At 61.9% G+C, this 15,595-nt stretch carries 13 protein-coding genes; 8 read left to right on the forward strand and 5 right to left on the reverse strand.

Translation table 11 applies throughout. From position 1 onward, the window contains the following. The first annotated feature begins 5 nt into the window (after positions 1-5). Positions 6-2,066, forward strand: a complete 2,061-nt coding sequence (locus tag EOL43_RS00780; protein WP_133484890.1) for an OmpA family protein — start codon at positions 6-8, stop codon at positions 2,064-2,066. 22 nt (positions 2,067-2,088) lie between these two features. Continuing rightward, positions 2,089-2,415: a hypothetical protein gene (locus EOL43_RS00785; RefSeq protein ID WP_133484891.1), complete on the forward strand. Its 327-nt coding sequence runs from the start codon at positions 2,089-2,091 to the stop codon at positions 2,413-2,415. 2 nt (positions 2,416-2,417) lie between these two features. On the opposite strand, the gene EOL43_RS00790 is transcribed toward EOL43_RS00785, so the two are convergent. Together EOL43_RS00790 and EOL43_RS00795 are read right to left on the reverse strand one after the other, a co-directional pair. Continuing rightward, on the reverse strand, positions 2,418-4,460 hold the full coding sequence (locus tag EOL43_RS00790; protein WP_133484892.1) for an NADH:flavin oxidoreductase: 2,043 nt from the start codon (positions 4,458-4,460) through the stop codon (positions 2,418-2,420). A gap of 10 nt (positions 4,461-4,470) precedes the next feature. Then, positions 4,471-6,030 carry a trimethylamine methyltransferase family protein gene (locus EOL43_RS00795; RefSeq protein WP_133485525.1) on the reverse strand — a complete coding sequence of 520 codons (1,560 nt, stop codon included), beginning with the start codon at positions 6,028-6,030 and terminating at the stop codon, positions 4,471-4,473. Positions 6,031-6,116: 86 nt separating this feature from the next. Here EOL43_RS00795 and EOL43_RS00800 point away from each other — a divergent pair, with 86 nt between their 5' ends. From EOL43_RS00800 to EOL43_RS00810, 3 genes are all read left to right on the forward strand, one after another. Beyond that, positions 6,117-6,734, forward strand: coding sequence for a TetR/AcrR family transcriptional regulator (locus EOL43_RS00800; protein WP_133484893.1), 618 nt, complete (start codon positions 6,117-6,119; stop codon positions 6,732-6,734). 115 nt (positions 6,735-6,849) lie between these two features. After that, positions 6,850-10,047, forward strand: a complete 3,198-nt coding sequence (locus tag EOL43_RS00805; RefSeq protein WP_133484894.1) for a reductive dehalogenase — start codon at positions 6,850-6,852, stop codon at positions 10,045-10,047. Between the two features lie 93 nt (positions 10,048-10,140). After that, entirely contained in the window at positions 10,141-10,626 is a 486-nt protein-coding gene (locus EOL43_RS00810) for a fasciclin domain-containing protein (RefSeq protein ID WP_133484895.1), read from the forward strand. Positions 10,627-10,695: 69 nt separating this feature from the next. On the opposite strand, the gene EOL43_RS00815 is transcribed toward EOL43_RS00810, so the two are convergent. Genes EOL43_RS00815 through EOL43_RS00825 form a run of 3 tightly spaced genes read right to left on the reverse strand, consistent with a single transcriptional unit; the run spans position 10,696 to position 14,210 of the window. After that, positions 10,696-12,078, reverse strand: a complete 1,383-nt coding sequence (locus tag EOL43_RS00815; protein WP_133484896.1) for a sensor histidine kinase — start codon at positions 12,076-12,078, stop codon at positions 10,696-10,698. A 22-nt stretch (positions 12,079-12,100) separates the two neighbouring features. After that, positions 12,101-13,471, reverse strand: a complete 1,371-nt coding sequence (locus EOL43_RS00820) for a dihydrolipoyl dehydrogenase family protein (protein WP_133484897.1) — start codon at positions 13,469-13,471, stop codon at positions 12,101-12,103. 1 nt (position 13,472) lies between these two features. Beyond that, a complete protein-coding gene (locus tag EOL43_RS00825; RefSeq protein ID WP_240686417.1) occupies positions 13,473-14,210 on the reverse strand; it encodes a TVP38/TMEM64 family protein in 738 nt (245 codons plus the stop codon). Positions 14,211-14,472: 262 nt separating this feature from the next. Here EOL43_RS00825 and rpmH point away from each other — a divergent pair, with 262 nt between their 5' ends. From rpmH to yidD, 3 genes are read left to right on the forward strand one after another with little or no spacing between them, the layout of a single operon-like run. Further along, entirely contained in the window at positions 14,473-14,607 is a 135-nt protein-coding gene (rpmH, locus tag EOL43_RS00830; protein WP_133484898.1) for a 50S ribosomal protein L34, read from the forward strand. 17 nt (positions 14,608-14,624) lie between these two features. Beyond that, the gene (rnpA, locus tag EOL43_RS00835) at positions 14,625-15,065 is read left to right on the forward strand and encodes a ribonuclease P protein component (protein WP_133484899.1); all 441 of its coding nucleotides are present in this window, start codon (positions 14,625-14,627) and stop codon (positions 15,063-15,065) included. Continuing rightward, a complete protein-coding gene (gene yidD / locus EOL43_RS00840; RefSeq protein ID WP_133484900.1) occupies positions 15,062-15,310 on the forward strand; it encodes a membrane protein insertion efficiency factor YidD in 249 nt (82 codons plus the stop codon). The genes rnpA and yidD overlap by 4 nt, the downstream gene beginning before the upstream one ends. Positions 15,311-15,595 lie beyond the last annotated feature (285 nt).

Here is a 15,595-nt window from a genome sequence, read left to right on the forward strand (position 1 = left end):
TACGTATGCGCCCCTCGCAATTTCTTATGGCCTCGGCCTCGCTTGTTGTTGGCGCTTTTCTGGCCCTGTTTGCGGCCATCCTTTCGGTCAATGCCATCGAAAGCTTTTCAGAAGAAGCCGTGCAGGATGCGCTGACCCTGCGCGGGCATGAATGGGCGCAGGTTCAATCCGATGGTCTGCAGGTCGTTCTGTCAGGAAATGCGCCCAGCGAAGCCATGCGGTTTCGCGCGCTGTCCATCGCCGGGGGCGAGGTCGACGCGGCCCGCGTGATCGACAACATGACCATTCCGGAAGCCGAGATCGTGGCCCCACCCCGTTTCTCGATCGAGGTGCTGCGCAACAACTCGGGCATCTCGATGATCGGCCTGATCCCCACGCAATCGGACCGCGAAGCTCTGGTGGACGAAGTGGGCAACATTGCCGGCAAGGCCGAGGTCACGGACCTTTTAGAGGTCGCCGACTATCCCATCCCCGCCAACTGGGACACGACGCTGGACTTCGCGCTCTATGCGCTGAAACAGCTGCCGCGCTCGAAAATCTCGATGGATGCGGACAAAGTGTCGATCACCGCCGTGGCCGACAGCGCAGAAGAGCAGCAAGACTGGGCCCGCCTTCTGAAGCGCAAGGCGCCACGCTCGATCCTTCTGTCGCTTGATATTTCCGCCCCACGCCCGGTGATCACGCCATTCACGCTGCGCTTCCTGATCGACGACGAAGGCGCGCGGTTTGACGCCTGTTCTGCGCATGACGCCATAGGACGCGCCAAGATTATCTCGGCCGCGACCGAGGCAGGCCTTGAAGGGGTGACCAACTGCATCATCGGGCTGGGCGTACCGTCTCCAGATTGGGCCGATGCGGCCGAAATGGGGATCAACGCGGTCGCGGCCCTTGGCGGCGGTTCGGTTACCTTCTCGGATGCCGATGTCACTCTGGTCGCGCTGGACACCACGCCGCAAGCCACCTTCGACCGCGTGGTGGGCGAGCTGGAAAGCAACCTGCCGGACCTCTATTCGCTGCACTCGGTCCTGCCAGAACCCGTCAAGATCGACGGCACCGGCGAAGGCGAGGCGACGCCCGAGTTCGTCGCGACCCTTAGCCCCGAAGGACAGGTGCAACTGCGCGGCCGCCTGTCGGACGAAGCCTTGCGCAGCGCGGCAGAAAGCTTTGCCCGCGCCAAGTTCGGCTCGACCGCCGTTTATCCAGCCACCCGCCTTGACCCCGACCTGCCCAGCAACTGGCCCACCCGCGTTTTGGCCGGGCTTGAGGCCCTGTCGCTGGTCCACAGCGGCGTGATCGTCGTACAGCCCGACATCGTGGACATTCGTGGGCGCACCGGGGACCCGGAAGTCGCGTCGGAAATCTCGCGCCTGTTGGGCGAGAAACTTGGGGCGTCGGAAAACTTTCAGGTCAATGTTACCTATGAAGAAAGCCTAAACCCGACCCTAAACCTGCCCACTCCGGAAGAATGCGCAGCGAACATCAATGCCGTTCTGGCCGAGAAGAAAATCACCTTCGCGCCCAGTTCGGCCAATATCGAAGCCTCAGCTGCCGAGACCGTCGACAAGATCGCCGAGATCATGCGCGACTGCTCGGACGTGCGGATGGAGATCGCTGGCTATACCGATAGCCAAGGCCGCGAGGAAATGAACCTTGCCCTGTCGCAAAACCGTGCGCAGGCCGTCCTGTCAGCGCTTCTGTCGCGCCGGATCCTGACCTCGAACCTGTCGGCTGTCGGTTATGGCGAGGAAAACCCGATCGCTGACAACGGAACCGAGGAAGGCCGCGAAGCCAACCGCCGGATCGAGTTCCGCCTGTTGGAAGGTGTATCGGACGTGGAAGATACGCCTGCAGAGGCCGAAGCTGCTCCTGAAACCGCAGAGGCGCCGGCTGAAGACACTGCTGCGGACGACACCGCACCCGCCGTTTCCGAAACGGCCGAAGCCGACGCACCGGACGCGATCGAAACAGTAACACCTGAAGACGCCGCCGCGCCGCCCTATAGTGGCCCCGAAGTCTTCGCCCCCGATGCAGACGACCCACGTCCGGCCCCGCGCCCGGAACGCTGATTGACACGGAAGGACAGCCCCGATGAACAGAACCGAGTTTATCATCGTCACCGCCATTATTCTTTTCGTGGCCTTCGTACTGGGATGGTTTGCCCATTGGCTGATCCACCGCTTCGTGCAAGTGCCTGGCAGCGAGATGAGCGAGCTGGATAAGATGGCGCAAGCCTTGCACGACGCGGAAGAAACCCGCGACGAGGCGATCACCTATCTGCAATCGCGCGAGGCCGAGATGGCCAACCAACTCTATCAGACTGAGGCCGAGCTGCGCGCCGCGATGGACGGTTTGCGCGATGCCCGCCACGAGGCGGAAGAGCTGCGCGCGTATATCGAACGCACGCAGCAGGCTTAATCTTACAGGTCTTTCACCAAGCGAAGGGCGTCATAGATGGCAGCATGCGTATTGCGTGCCGACACCGCGTCGCCAATGCGGAACAACTGGAATTGCCCGTCTGGATTGGTGTTGATGGTTTGCGGACGGCCCTCGATCAGCGCGTTGTGGTCCATTTCACCCCGGTTGGATGAGAGCTCTTTCAGGTCGAAATACAGCTCATCCATCGGCATGGTGCCATAGTTCACCACCACCTGATCGTAAGTGGCTTCGCGGGTGAACTCGGAATAATCCGTCCCCAGCGTGACCGTCAGGCGATTGCCGTCGCGCGCGATATCCTTCAGGCGTTCGGTTACGGTGAACCGCACGCCCTTGGGCTGCAGCGAGCGCATATAGGGCACTAGGTTCATGGCCATGATGTCCGGGGCGAACATGCGATCGGGGGTCATCACCTCGACATTCGCGCCAGCTTCGGCAGCGATCTCGGCCGCTTGCAACGCCGGATGGTCGCCGCTTTCGTCATAGATCAGCACATCGCCTGCACATTTCACATCCCCCGCAATCACATCCCAGGCACTGACGGCCAGATCCTGTTCGCCTTTGGTTTCGAACAGTTCAAGGTTCGGCAGACCGCCGGTGGCAACGATCACCACGTCGGGGTTCAAAGCGGTCACGTCATCGGCCTCGGCCCATGTGTTGAAATGGAACGTCACGTCCCGCGCCGCACATTGCGCCATACGCCAGTCGATGATGCCGATCATCTCGCGCCGCCGCGGAGTTTGCGCGGTCAGGCGCACCTGTCCACCGGGATCGGGCTGTGCTTCAAAGACGGTCACGTCATGGCCACGCTCGGCAGCCACACGGGCCGCTTCAAGCCCCGCAGGCCCAGCGCCCACGACCACAACCTTGCGCGGGGTCTCTGCAGCGGCAATCTCGTGCGGCATGGTCAACTCACGCCCGGTGGCGGCGTTATGGACGCACAGCGCATCCCCCGCCTGATAAATCCGGTCGAGACAGTAGGTCGCGCCAACACAGGGGCGAATATCTTCTTCCCGCCCTTCGATGATTTTCTTCACGATATGCGGATCGGCCATATGCGCGCGCGTCATGCCAACCATGTCCAACTGCCCAGTGGACACCGCATGACGCGCGGTCGCGACATCTGGAATACGAGCGGCATGGAAGGTGGGCATCCCAACCTCTTTGCGGACCCGCCCCGCGAAATCCAAATGCGGAGACGCAGGCGCACCCTGAATAGGGATCATATCCGTCATCGCAGGATCCGTATGAATGCGGCCCCGGTTGATGTTCAGATAATCCACATGCCCGCAATCGCGCAGCATCCGGGCAATTTCCAGCCCCATTTCAGGATCAATCCCGCCGGTTTCAACTTCGTCCGGCGCAAAGCGAACGCCCACGATGAACTCACGCCCCACACGGTCGCGCACGGCTTCAATGATATCCATCGTTAGTTTCATCCGCCCAGCAAGGTCGCCGCCATAGGGGCCGTCCAGCCGGTTGGTCAGAGGCGAAATGAACTGGTCCAGCAAATGCCCGTGGGTCATCACCTCGACCCCGTCCATGCCGCCCTCTTTCATCCGCTCGGCCGCGTCCGCGAAGTCCGAGATGATCCGCGAGATGTCCCAATCCTCGGCCATTTTCGGAAAGGCGCGGTGGGCAGGTTCGCGGTGGGGGGTCGAGCACACTGGCGGCAACCAATCGCCCTTGTTCCAGCCCGTGCGCCGCCCCAGATGGGTCAGCTGGATCATGCAGGCCGCACCATGTTCGTGCACCGCGTCCGTCAGGTTCCTGATCCACGGCACAACCTCGTCCTTGTAGGCGAGGATGTTGTTGAACACAGGCGGGCTGTCCTTGGACACCGCCGCCGAGCCTGCCGTCATGGTCATCGCCACACCCGCCTTGGCGCGCTCGGCATGATAGGCGGCATAGCGCGCCTTTGGCATCCCATCCTCGGGATAGGCGGGCTCGTGACTGGTGGTCATGATCCGGTTTCTCAGGGTCAGATGCCCCAGTTGATACGGCTGCAAAAGTGGATCGTTTGACATCATCTTCCTCTTAGTACCAAGCGTCTTCCATCGAGGCTTTCTTGCGCGCGATAAAGTCCTGCAAAGCCTCGTCTGTGGCTTCATCAATCGCCGGCGCCTCATAAGCCGCCAACTGCGCTTTCCAACGCTGGTTAGCGCGGGTCGCCATGTCGATCTCGCCCTGCTCGTCCCATGTCTCCCACGGCTGGTTGTCGTCCAGCGCGCTGTCGTAATAGGCCGTCTTATAGTGGCGCATCGTGTGTGCGGTCGAAAACAGGTGCTCGCCCGGCCCTTGTTCGGCCAAGGCATCAAAGCCCAGCGTATCCTCGTTCACCACAACCCCATCGTAATAAGAATGCAGCGCGCCACAGAGGTCCAGATCCAGCATGAATTTCTCGTAGGACATGGACAGAAGCCCATCGAGGAACCCGGCCGAGTGCAAAAGGAAGTTCGCGCCACACTGCACCGCCGACATCATCGACATCATCGCCTGCTGCATTGCCTGCGCATCCGGCAGTTTCGAGGTCGAGAAGTTCCCCGCACAGCGCAGGGGCAGGTTCAGGCGGCGTGCCAGCTGGCCATAGACCAGACTGCCCACCGCAGGTTCTGCCGTGCCGAATGTGGGCGAGCCCGAGCGCAGCGACATCGAGCTGAGGAAGCTCGCCAGCACCACCGGCGCGCCCGGACGTTCCAGCTGCGCCACCGCGCAGGACACCATGCTTTCCGCCAGACATTGCGCGATGGACCCCGCCATCGTCAGGGGTGACACCGCGCCACCCAGTAGGAACGGTAGGTGAATCGATCCCTGCCCCGCGCGGGCGTATTCGCGAATGCCCTGCGTGGTGATCCCATCCAGCACCAAAGGGCTGGTGGTGTTGAAGTTGCCCATGATGACGCAGTTTTGATCGACGAATTCCGCGCCGAACAACACGCGGCACATCTCGACACTGTCAGCGGCACGTTCGGGTGCTGTGATCGAGCCTAGGAAGGGCCGGTCGGAATAGCGCATATGGGCGTAGACCATGTCCAGATGGCGCTTGTTTACCGGCACATCCGTGGGTTCGCACACGGTGCCGCCGGAATGGTGCAGCCACGGGCTGGCCTGTCCCAGCTTCACGAAGTTCTGGAAGTCCTCAAGCGTGCCATAGCGGCGACCCTTGTCCAGATCCATCACGAAGGGGCTACCATAGGACGGCGCGAAGACCACATTGTCGCCGCCGATCTGAACATTGTTGGCCGGGTTGCGGGCGTGCTGTGTGAAGACGCCCGGCGCCGTCTTCAGGATCTCACGGATCATGCCCGGCGCGAACTTGATGTTCCAGCGGGTATCGTCAAGCTGCGTGACCTCGCCACCTGCCTTACGGAACATCTCGACGGTCTCGGGATCATCGCGAAACTCGATGCCGATCTCGGCCATGATGCGGTCGGCGGTCGCCTCGATCTGGCTCAGCGCCTCTTCCCCCAGAATGTCATAGGTGGGGATGCCGCGCTTGATATAGGGCCGCTCCAGATGCGGGTTCTGCCCCGGCGCACCATCACGTGCCTGCCGCTTGCCACGGCTGCGCCGCCGTCCTGTGCTTAGCTCGCCCATCACATCCTCCTTCGTCATGAGTCGCATAATTGACATAAGTGGCAACTGATTTGACACACGTGTCAAGTCGCCTATGATCCGGGATTATGGCTAAAAACGACATCCCCCGCCCCCGCGCTTCCGAAACCATGTGGCTTGATGCAGCGCTTGAACTTCTGGTCACGGCTGGAGTGGACGGCGTGAAGATCCTGCCGCTGGCCAAACGGCTGGGCCTGACACGCACCGGCTTCTACCACCACTTCCGCGACCGCGAGGCGTTGCTGGACGCCATGATCAAGCGGTGGGAGGACAAGAACACCGGCAATCTGGTCGCCCAATGCGCGCTTTATGCCGAGACGATCTGCGAGGCGATGTTCAATCTTCAGGATTGCTGGTTCCAAAAAGATCTGTTCGACGCACAGCTTGACCGCGCCATCCGGAACTGGGCCGACCATGATGCGGACCTGAAGCAACGGGTCGACGCCGCCGACGCCCAGCGCAAGTCCGCCATCAAGTCCATGTTTGAACGCTACGGCTTTACACCCGCGGATGCCGAGGTCCGGACCATGACCATCCTTTATACGCAGGTCGGCTATATCGCGATGGAGATCAAAGAGGACCCCACAGGCCGGATCGACCGCGTCCCCCGCTATGTCGAGCTGTTCACCGGCCAAACCCCGACCGACAGCGAGATCCGGCGTTTTCGCGCCCGGAACGGATATTGAATCCAATTTTTCCCTAGCGTCTGTTTTCCATCCATGCTTTGGGTAGTCTAACACCTGAAAGACCTGACCGGACCGAAGGCAGCATCTGCCTTTCCCGGCAGAATGGACGACCGACATGCGCTTGTTTTCGACCCGCAATCGGCCCGTGGATCTGGGCCCTTACCCGCTTGAACGCCTACGCCGTTGCGATACGGCACCTGGGTTAGATCAGCTTGCCCCCGATCCACATCTGTCCTTTGAACGACCCGAACGGCCCGAAAGCATCGTCAACGCGATGGCCCCCTATCAGGCAGCCCTGGACGCGATCCGGGATGGCGAGGTCAACCGGACGCGCTCGTCTATCCCTGACGATCTGGATGAACGCGCACGACATCTGAAAGCCTTTGGCTATTTCGCAGATGCCTCGATGGTTGGCATCACGCGGCTGGACGCGGACGCGCTGCGCGACACGCCCGCCGAGAACCCCGGCATTCAGGACCTCGTCACCGCGTTAGAAACGCGCGAGGTTCGGACGCTGGCCGCTGGCATCGACACGTTGATGGCCGAGCTGAAGGAAAGCCTGTCTGCTGGCATCCGCCCCGTGTCAGGCCACACCCACGCGATTGTCTTCCTCTATGAACACCACCGCGCGCCCCGTGCGGACGAGCCGGGGGCGGAGTGGATCATGGACGCGCAGGACCACCGCGCCTGCCTTCTGTCCTCGGAAACCGCGATCGTCATCGCGAATTATCTGCGGCTTCTGGGGTATGGCGCGAAGGCCCATACCGGGGCGGCCAGCGATGTCTGGATGTCGCGGCTTGCGGTGCAGGCCGGGCTGGCATGGGCAACGCCCAAGGGTCCGCGCGCCCCGTGGCTAGGTGACCAGTTCGGCCTCGCCGTTGTCACTACCGATCTTGAGGTTGCCCCCGACCGCCCCCTTGCCCCCGAAGCAGAACAGACAAGCCTGACCGGGCTACGCTGGACGCTGGGCGTGGACAGTGCGAAATCCGGCCTGAACCGCGATCCCTATGCGCGGCGCGACTATGCCCAAGGCCCGCTGCCCTTCGAGCGCTTAAAGCGTGTCGACCAGCCGACCTCCTATATCGACGAAGAAAACGTCGCCCGCGTGCCGAAACGATCCGACATGTTCGCCCGCGCGCAGTTTGGCGATATGGGCAAGCATCTGCACGAAAGCTCCTCTGGCGGGATGTATGTGCGCAAGGCTGCGCCCAGCTATGCCCAACGTCGCGCGCTTGGGGTATTCACACCACTGCAAGACGGCCCTGTGACCGAGGGCACGCGCCCGACGGATGCGGAAAAGAACGCTGCCGCGCTGCGTGCCGCAAGCTATTTCCTTGGGATCGACGCGGCGGGCACCAGCCGCTGCCCCGACTGGGTCTGGTACAGCCACGACGCGACGGGGGCCGAGATCGTGCCGCCCCATCACAACGCGATTTCCATGATTGTGGATCAGGGCTTTGAAACGATGGAGGGCGCGTCCGGCGACGACTGGATCGCGGTCAGCCAATCCATGCGCGCCTATCTGCGGTTTTCCTTGATCGGCGGGGTGATCGCGCAGCAGATCCGCAACCTCGGCTACTCGGCCAAGGCGCACACGGTGATGGACGGCACGGTGCTGCAACCGCCGCTTCTGCTGCTGGCCGGGTTGGGCGAGATCAGCCGGATTGGCGAGGTTATTCTGCACCCGCTGCTTGGCCCGCGTCTGAAATCCGGCGCGGTGACAACGGACATGCCGCTGGCCCATGATAGGCCGATTGATTTCGGCCTGCAGCGCTTCTGCGAAAGCTGCAATAAATGCGCGCGGGAGTGTCCCTCGGGCGCGATCACCGCCGGGCCGAAGAAGATGTTCAACGGCTATGAGATTTGGAAATCCGACAGCCAGAAATGCACCACCTACCGCGTGACCCAGCCGGGCGGCGCGATGTGTGGACGTTGCATGAAGACATGCCCGTGGAACCTTGAGGGGCTGTTTGCCCAGACGCCGTTCCGCTGGGCGGCCTCGAACCTGCCGGGTGCGGCGCCTGTCTTGGCGAAGCTCGACGATGCCGTCGGCAATGGCGGTCTGAACGAGGTCAAGAAATGGTGGTGGGATTTGGAGCTTGGCGAGGATGGTGGATACCACGCCCCCAAGCAGCCCACGAACCGCCGCGACCTTCAGCGCGAGATTGATCTGAAGCCCGAGGATCAGACGCTTGCGACCTACCCCGCGCCGCTGGCCCCGCCACCCTATCCCTATCCGTTCCCGATGGATCGCGAAGCGGGGATTGCGGCATATGAGGCGATGATCTCGGCCAAGGAGTACCGCGAGCGGAAAGCGCGGGGGGACCTGTCGATGGTCCACCGCTATGTGGTGCCGGATGACAGCCCGGTCCTGCAGCTGACCCTGTCGAAGGTCGAGCAGATGACGCCCGGCGTTACGAAATACGAGCTATCCACGCTGGACGGGTCCGAGCTGCCCGCTTGGACCGCCGGGGCGCATCTGGATGTGCTCGTCTCGCCCGATTTTCTGCGGCAGTATTCGCTGTCTGGTGATCCCGCAGACCGCAGCCGCTATCAGATCGGTGTGCTGCGCGAAGAGGATGGGCGCGGCGGGTCGGCCTTGCTGCATCGGATCTTCACCGAGGGGCGGAAGGTCTTCGTCTCGAAACCCATCAACCATTTCGAACTGGTCGAGGATGCGCCCAAGACCTTCCTGATGGGCGGTGGGATCGGCATCACCCCGATGATCGCTTTCGCGCACCGCCTGCACGCGCTTGGCGCCGATTTCGCACTGCACTACTCGGCCAGCAGCCGGAAGGATGCGGGGTATCTAGACGATCTGGCGGCGATGCCGTGGGCGGATAAGGTGCATCTGCATTTCTCGGACGAAGGCTCGCGCGCGGATTTCGATGCGGTGTTCGCAGACGCCCCCGACGGTGCCCATATCTACGCCTGTGGTGCGGATCGCTACATGGATGCGGTGATGCAGGCGGCGGAGCGCCAAGGCATCCCCGAGGACGCGCGGCATCTGGAATATTTCAGCGTGCCCGAGCAGCCGGATTATGAAAACCACCCCTTCACCCTGCGCCTGAAAGATGGTCGCAGGATCGCGGTCTCGGAAGATCAGACTGCGGCGGATGCGTTGAACGCGGCGGGGTTCCATGTGGACGTCAAATGCTCGGACGGGATTTGCGGCGTGTGTAAATGTGGTGTGCTGTCGGGCGATGTTGAACACCGCGACTTCGTCCTCTCGAACGCCCAGCGCGAGGGCGCGATGATCCTGTGCCAAAGCCGGGCGAAAGACGCGGACGGAGAGATTGCGCTGGATTTGTGACCTCACGCGCCCCTCACAGAAACGTCATCTGAACCGGTGATCCGGACCCAAAAGCCCCCCGTACTCCTTGTATCTGACAACAAGGAGATCAACATGCTTCGTCGTACTTTCATCGCCGTCACCGCAGCCGCAGCCTTTGCTGCCCCGGCCTTTGCCGATGATCATTCCAAAGACATCGTCGACACCGCCGTCGGCGCAGGCAGTTTCACCACTCTGGTCGCAGCCGTGCAGGTCGCGGGTCTGGTCGACACCCTGAAGGGCGACGGTCCCTTCACCGTCTTCGCCCCTACCGATGACGCGTTTGCCGCCCTGCCCGAAGGCACGGTCGAAACGCTGCTGATGCCGGAAAACAAGGACAAGCTGGTGTCGATCCTGACCTACCACGTGGTCCCCGGCAAAGTGATGTCCGGCGACCTGTCGGACGGCATGATGGCCGCCACGGTGCAAGGTGCTGAGGTCAAAATCGGCACCATGTCGGGCGTGACCGTACAGGGCGCGAACGTCACCGCCGCCGACATTGAAGCCTCGAATGGTGTGATCCATGTGATCGACGCTGTGATCCTGCCGCCGGAAAGCTAAAGCTAACTTCCCCAAACTCCACGGCAGGTAAGGGGTCGCGTCATGCGGCCCCTTTTCCTTGCGCGCAGCTTACTGCGCGATGTCGCGCGGCAGGGTGATCAGGAAGGCGGTGCCGGTGTCGTCGGTGCGCTCCAGTTCCAAGGTCCCGCCATGCCCGCGCACCAGCTCGGCGGAAATCGCCATGCCAAGCCCCGATCCGCCCTTTCGGTTGGTGCCCGCAAACGGCTGGAACAGATGATCTTGCGAGGATTTCGGCAGCCCCGGCCCGGTATCCACCACGCGGATCTGCCAGTCGGTTTCGGTCTCAGAAGCCTGCAACGCAATCTCACCGGGTTTGCCCGACGCCACGATCGCCTGACGCGCGTTGCGCACAAGGTTTGAGAGCACGCGATAGAGCTGCTCGGGATCGGCGCGCAGGGTCAAACCGGCGGGAATATCCTCGGCAAAGGACAGGTCGTGATCACCTGCCGACAGGCGCTCGCTTTCGATGATGTCGGCGGTTAGCTCGGCCAGATTGAAACGGTTCATGGTCGGCGCGGGCTCTTCCGCCTTGCCGAAGGCCAGCGTGTTTTCGCACAGGCTGACCGCGCGGGTGATCGAGTTCACCAGCTTTGGCACAACGCGCTTCACCATCGGGTCTTCACTGCTTTCCATCCGGTCTGCAAACAACTGCGCGGTGGTCAACACGTTGCGCAGGTCATGGCTGATCCGGGCAACGGCACCACCCAGTTGCGCCAGTCGCTCTTTCTGCTTCAGGGCGCCGGTCAGATCGGTTTGCAGACTGCGCAGGGTGACTTCCGCTTCACGCAGCTCGGTCACGCTGGTGGCGGGCGAGATAATCCGCCGCGCGTCTTCGGGATCAGCGGCATAGGCTTTCATGTTGCCCACGACGCCCTTGATCGGGCGCACGATCACGCGCTGCACCGCTAGGAACAACAAAAGCGCAGTGATGACCGAGATAACGGCGGACAGCAGAAGGATGTTCACCCCATAATCGATCATCGCGGCGCGCAGCTTGGCGGTCCACATGGTGACCTCGATCACCAGACCGCCCTCGCGCACCGGGTCACCGATGACGCGGATCACCTCGGGTTCGGGATTGAACAGACGCATCATCGCGTCACGGATCAGGGTCATCGCTGACGCGTCGCGCAGATCATAGTCGTGAGTGACCGCACCGGGCGGGGTCGAGGACAACATCAGCTCGCGCATTTCGTCACGGCGCAGAACGACATTATAGACCTCGGCATTCTCCAGAAGTTCCGCTTCCAGCTCTGGCGCGATCATGTCGTCGGCAAGCAGCGCAAGCGACGCGATCTGCGCGCGTTCCAGACGGTCTTGCAGATAATCCGCCCGAAAGCGCGCGACCGAGGGCACGAAGATCAAAATCTCGGCCAGCATGACGAACAGGGTCGTCAGGATCAGGAAACGGCCGGAAAGAGTATTGAACACCTGCGCGCCCTCGTCGGTTCGGTTACGGGATGAATTTCTGAACGAAGCCTACCACCCGTTTGACCGTAGGATTATCAAAAAGTCGAGGCGAGAAATAGGCCCCCGCCGCCCGCTTGCTGATTTCCGCCATGGTGGGATAGGGGGCAACCATGCCTGCGATCTGCCCCATTTTCAAACGGTTGGCGATGGCCAGCGCCCAGAGCGTGATCATCTCGCCCGCGCCGGGGCCGACGATGGACACGCCGACCGGGCGGCCTTTCACGATCATCACCTTGATCAGCCCCTTGGCCTGCTGGGTCGCGATGGCGCGGTCATTTCCGGCAAAGTCGAAGCGGGCCACTTCCAGCTTGTCGCCGTGGGTCTTGCGCGCTTCATCTTCGGTCAGACCGATCTGGGCGAGTTCCGGCGCAGTATAGGTCGCCCACGGAATGTGGTCGGTGCGTTGTTTCGAAGGTAGGCCAAATAGCATTGAGCGGATGATGACGCCCGCATGGTAGCCCGCAACATGGGTAAATTGCAGCCCGCCCGCTACGTCTCCGATCGCATAGACCTTTTTGTTGGTGGTGCGCAGGCTGGCATCGACCTTGATGCCCGCGCGGGTGGGTTCGATCCCGGCGACCTCTAGGTTCAGTTTATCAGTGTTCGGCTTGCGCCCGACGGCCATCAGCAAATGGGTGCCTTTGAAGACGCGGCCATCCTTGACCTCGACCTCAATCGCGCCAGCTTCGCCACGAATTTCGGCGGCGAGCGCCTCTTCTTCGATGGCAATGCCTTCCGCGCGGAGTGCCTCTAATACATGCGCGGCCATTTCGGGATCATCCCGGCCCAGCGCCTTGGCACCTTCGATCACGGTGACCTCGCAGCCCAGACGGCGATGCGCCTGCGCCATTTCCAGCCCGATGGGGCCGCCGCCGATGATCAGCAGGTGGTCGGGTTTGTCTTTCAGTTCGAAAATCGTCTCGTTTGTCTCGTAAGGCACGTTCTCGATGCCCGGAATGGGGGGCACGAAGGGCGAGGAGCCGGTTGAAATCACAAAACGCCGTGCCTCGATGATGTATTCCCCCGCCTGCACTTCCTTGGGCGAGATGAATTGGCCGTATTCGGTGATGACACGCACGCCCAGCCCCTCAAACCGCTCGACCGAATCGTGGGGTTCGATGGTGGCGATGGTTTGACGTACGTGGTCATGCGCGTCGTCCCACCCCATTGCGGTCTTGCCTGCATGCAGTAAAGCCTTTGAGGGAACACAACCATAGTTTAGGCAATCCCCGCCCATCTTGTGGCCTTCCAGAAGCACCACCGAGGCCCCCATCTGCACAGCCCCTGCCGCCACCGACAGCCCACCCGAGCCTGCACCGATGATGCAGACATCCGTCTTGATACGTTCTGCCATGTCAGGCGTCCTTCTTGAAAAGTTTCAGCACCATCGGCAGGGCGGCCAGCGCGGCCAGTCCCAGCATGGGCAACAGGATGTGGGGTTCAAAGATGATGCCCAGATCCGGGGTTTCGCCGCGGGCAAAAACCTCGCCCAGACCTGCACCGACCGAGGTGTAGACCAGCCCGCCGGGAATGATTCCCAGGAAGGTCGAGATGACAAAGCGGTGCAGCGGAACGCCGACCAGCGCGGGAATCAGGTTGGCCACGAAAAAGGGCACAGCGGGCACCAAGCGGATCAGGAACAGAACGGACCATTGGTTTTCGTCGATCCCGTCCTTGATGTTCTTCACCGCGCCCTCGCTGCCTTCCATCTTAGCGGCGAGCTTTTCGCCCAGCCCCCAGCGGGCGGCCAGAAAGATGATCGTGGCGCCGATCGTGGCCGCCGTCACGTTGAACAGCACGCCGGGGAAGGTCGCGAACAAAAAGCCCCCGGTCAGGGTCGCAATGGTCGCACCGGGCAGCGAAAAGCCGACGATGACCACATAGGCGGCAATGAAAACGCCGACTGTCAGCAGATAATTGGCATCCCGAAACGCCAACAGCGCCTCGCGATTCTGCGCCAAGGTCTCGAAGCTGAGGTAATCGCGCAGGGTAAAGGCACCGATCACGGCCACAGCGAGGATCGCAATCAAGGGCAAACGGCGTAGCAGCGCGTTCTGTTCAGGCTTCGACATGTTCGTGTCGGGGTCGGTCATCATCATCGGTCTTTCCGGTCAATGCAGCAGGGTCGCAGCTGTGCCGCGGTGGTTGTCTGCAACATGAGCGCAATCGCCCGACTTGCCCACCCACCTCACGCTTGCTTGAACAGGGGTGAAGAAATCGCATAGAGATGTAACAAAAGGGGCGAAAATATTTCATCAGGCATTTGACTTGCCCCCAATTGCCCCCTATAGACCGGGCTTCGAATGACACACGCTCCGAATCCACCGGGATTGGGGGCCTAAACGGAGACGGGCGATGAAACGCACTTACCAACCTTCGAACCTGGTTCGCAAACGCCGCCACGGCTTTCGCTCGCGCATGGCTACCAAAGCCGGTCGCAAGATCCTGAACGCCCGCCGCGTACGTGGCCGGAAGTCGCTGAGCGCATAAGCGCTGGGGCCGCAGGCATGTCTGCGCCCAAAGCTGACAAAACGAAAACCGCCGAGGCCGATGGGTCTGCGGCGGTTTCCGTTTGCGTGGATGATCCCAAACTGATCACCCTGACCGAGCGGCGCGACTTTCTGGCCGCCGCCCGCGCGCGCCGCGCACCCGCGCCTGCGTTTTTGTTACAGGCCCGCAAACGGCGTGAGGGCGAGAAAGCCCCACCCCACCAAACCCGCATCGGGTTCACCTGCTCGAAGAAAGTCGGCAATGCCGTGGTCCGCAACCGCGCCAAACGCCGCCTGCGCGCCATCGCGCGCGAGGTTCTGCCCGGTTTGGGCAAGCCCGGCTGGGACTATGTGCTCATCGGTCGCGCTGAAAAAACTGTGTCGCGTGACTATATGGATCTGAAAGCGGACCTTGTCCGCGCCATCGACCAGATCCACGCCCCGCGAAAGAAATCATGAGCCCCGCTGCCTTCATCCTGTCCCTGCCGATCCGGGCCTATCGCCTGATCTTCAGCCCGTGGGTTGGGTTCAACTGCCGCTATCAGCCCACCTGCAGCGCCTATGCGCTGGAAGCCCTGCAAAAGCACGGCGCCTTCAAGGGCGGCTGGATCGCGGCCAAGCGGATTGCCCGCTGCAACCCGTGGGGATCGTGCGGCTATGACCCGGTACCGGATACCAAACACGATTGTAGCACCCACGATTGATACAATCGTGCCTTCGCGGCCACAGCCCCCTACAACCTTCACTTGAAACTTGAGTTAGCGCCCGTTTGCGCTAAACAGGCGCCATCCGCAACGCTCAAGCAGAAGGAGGCGTTACATGACGAATATCACCGCTCTCCGCCTAACCTGTGTTGCGGCCTATTGGGGTACCCACGCCTCGTGACCTACGCGTCACGCGCCTGACCGCCCCCGCTGCCCGGATACCGGGCCTTCCGATAGCTGACACATAACACCAGACCACGGTCGCACTGCGTCCGTCGTTTCGTG

It is taken from the genome of Aliiroseovarius marinus (assembly GCF_004360145.1).
Taxonomy (GTDB): domain Bacteria; phylum Pseudomonadota; class Alphaproteobacteria; order Rhodobacterales; family Rhodobacteraceae; genus Aliiroseovarius; species Aliiroseovarius marinus.

Coding starts and splice junctions, on each gene's coding strand:
- yidD (WP_133484900.1), top strand. CDS start 15,062: ATGAGCCCCGCTGCCTTCATCCTGTCCCTGCCGATCCGGGCCTATCGC.
- rpmH (WP_133484898.1), top strand. CDS start 14,473: ATGAAACGCACTTACCAACCTTCGAACCTGGTTCGCAAACGCCGCCAC.
- EOL43_RS00795 (WP_133485525.1), bottom strand. CDS start 6,030: ATGGGCGAGCTAAGCACAGGACGGCGGCGCAGCCGTGGCAAGCGGCAG.
- EOL43_RS00810 (WP_133484895.1), top strand. CDS start 10,141: ATGCTTCGTCGTACTTTCATCGCCGTCACCGCAGCCGCAGCCTTTGCT.
- EOL43_RS00790 (WP_133484892.1), bottom strand. CDS start 4,460: ATGTCAAACGATCCACTTTTGCAGCCGTATCAACTGGGGCATCTGACC.
- EOL43_RS00825 (WP_240686417.1), bottom strand. CDS start 14,210: ATGACCGACCCCGACACGAACATGTCGAAGCCTGAACAGAACGCGCTG.
- EOL43_RS00800 (WP_133484893.1), top strand. CDS start 6,117: ATGGCTAAAAACGACATCCCCCGCCCCCGCGCTTCCGAAACCATGTGG.
- EOL43_RS00820 (WP_133484897.1), bottom strand. CDS start 13,471: ATGGCAGAACGTATCAAGACGGATGTCTGCATCATCGGTGCAGGCTCG.
- EOL43_RS00785 (WP_133484891.1), top strand. CDS start 2,089: ATGAACAGAACCGAGTTTATCATCGTCACCGCCATTATTCTTTTCGTG.
- rnpA (WP_133484899.1), top strand. CDS start 14,625: ATGTCTGCGCCCAAAGCTGACAAAACGAAAACCGCCGAGGCCGATGGG.
- EOL43_RS00805 (WP_133484894.1), top strand. CDS start 6,850: ATGCGCTTGTTTTCGACCCGCAATCGGCCCGTGGATCTGGGCCCTTAC.
- EOL43_RS00780 (WP_133484890.1), top strand. CDS start 6: ATGCGCCCCTCGCAATTTCTTATGGCCTCGGCCTCGCTTGTTGTTGGC.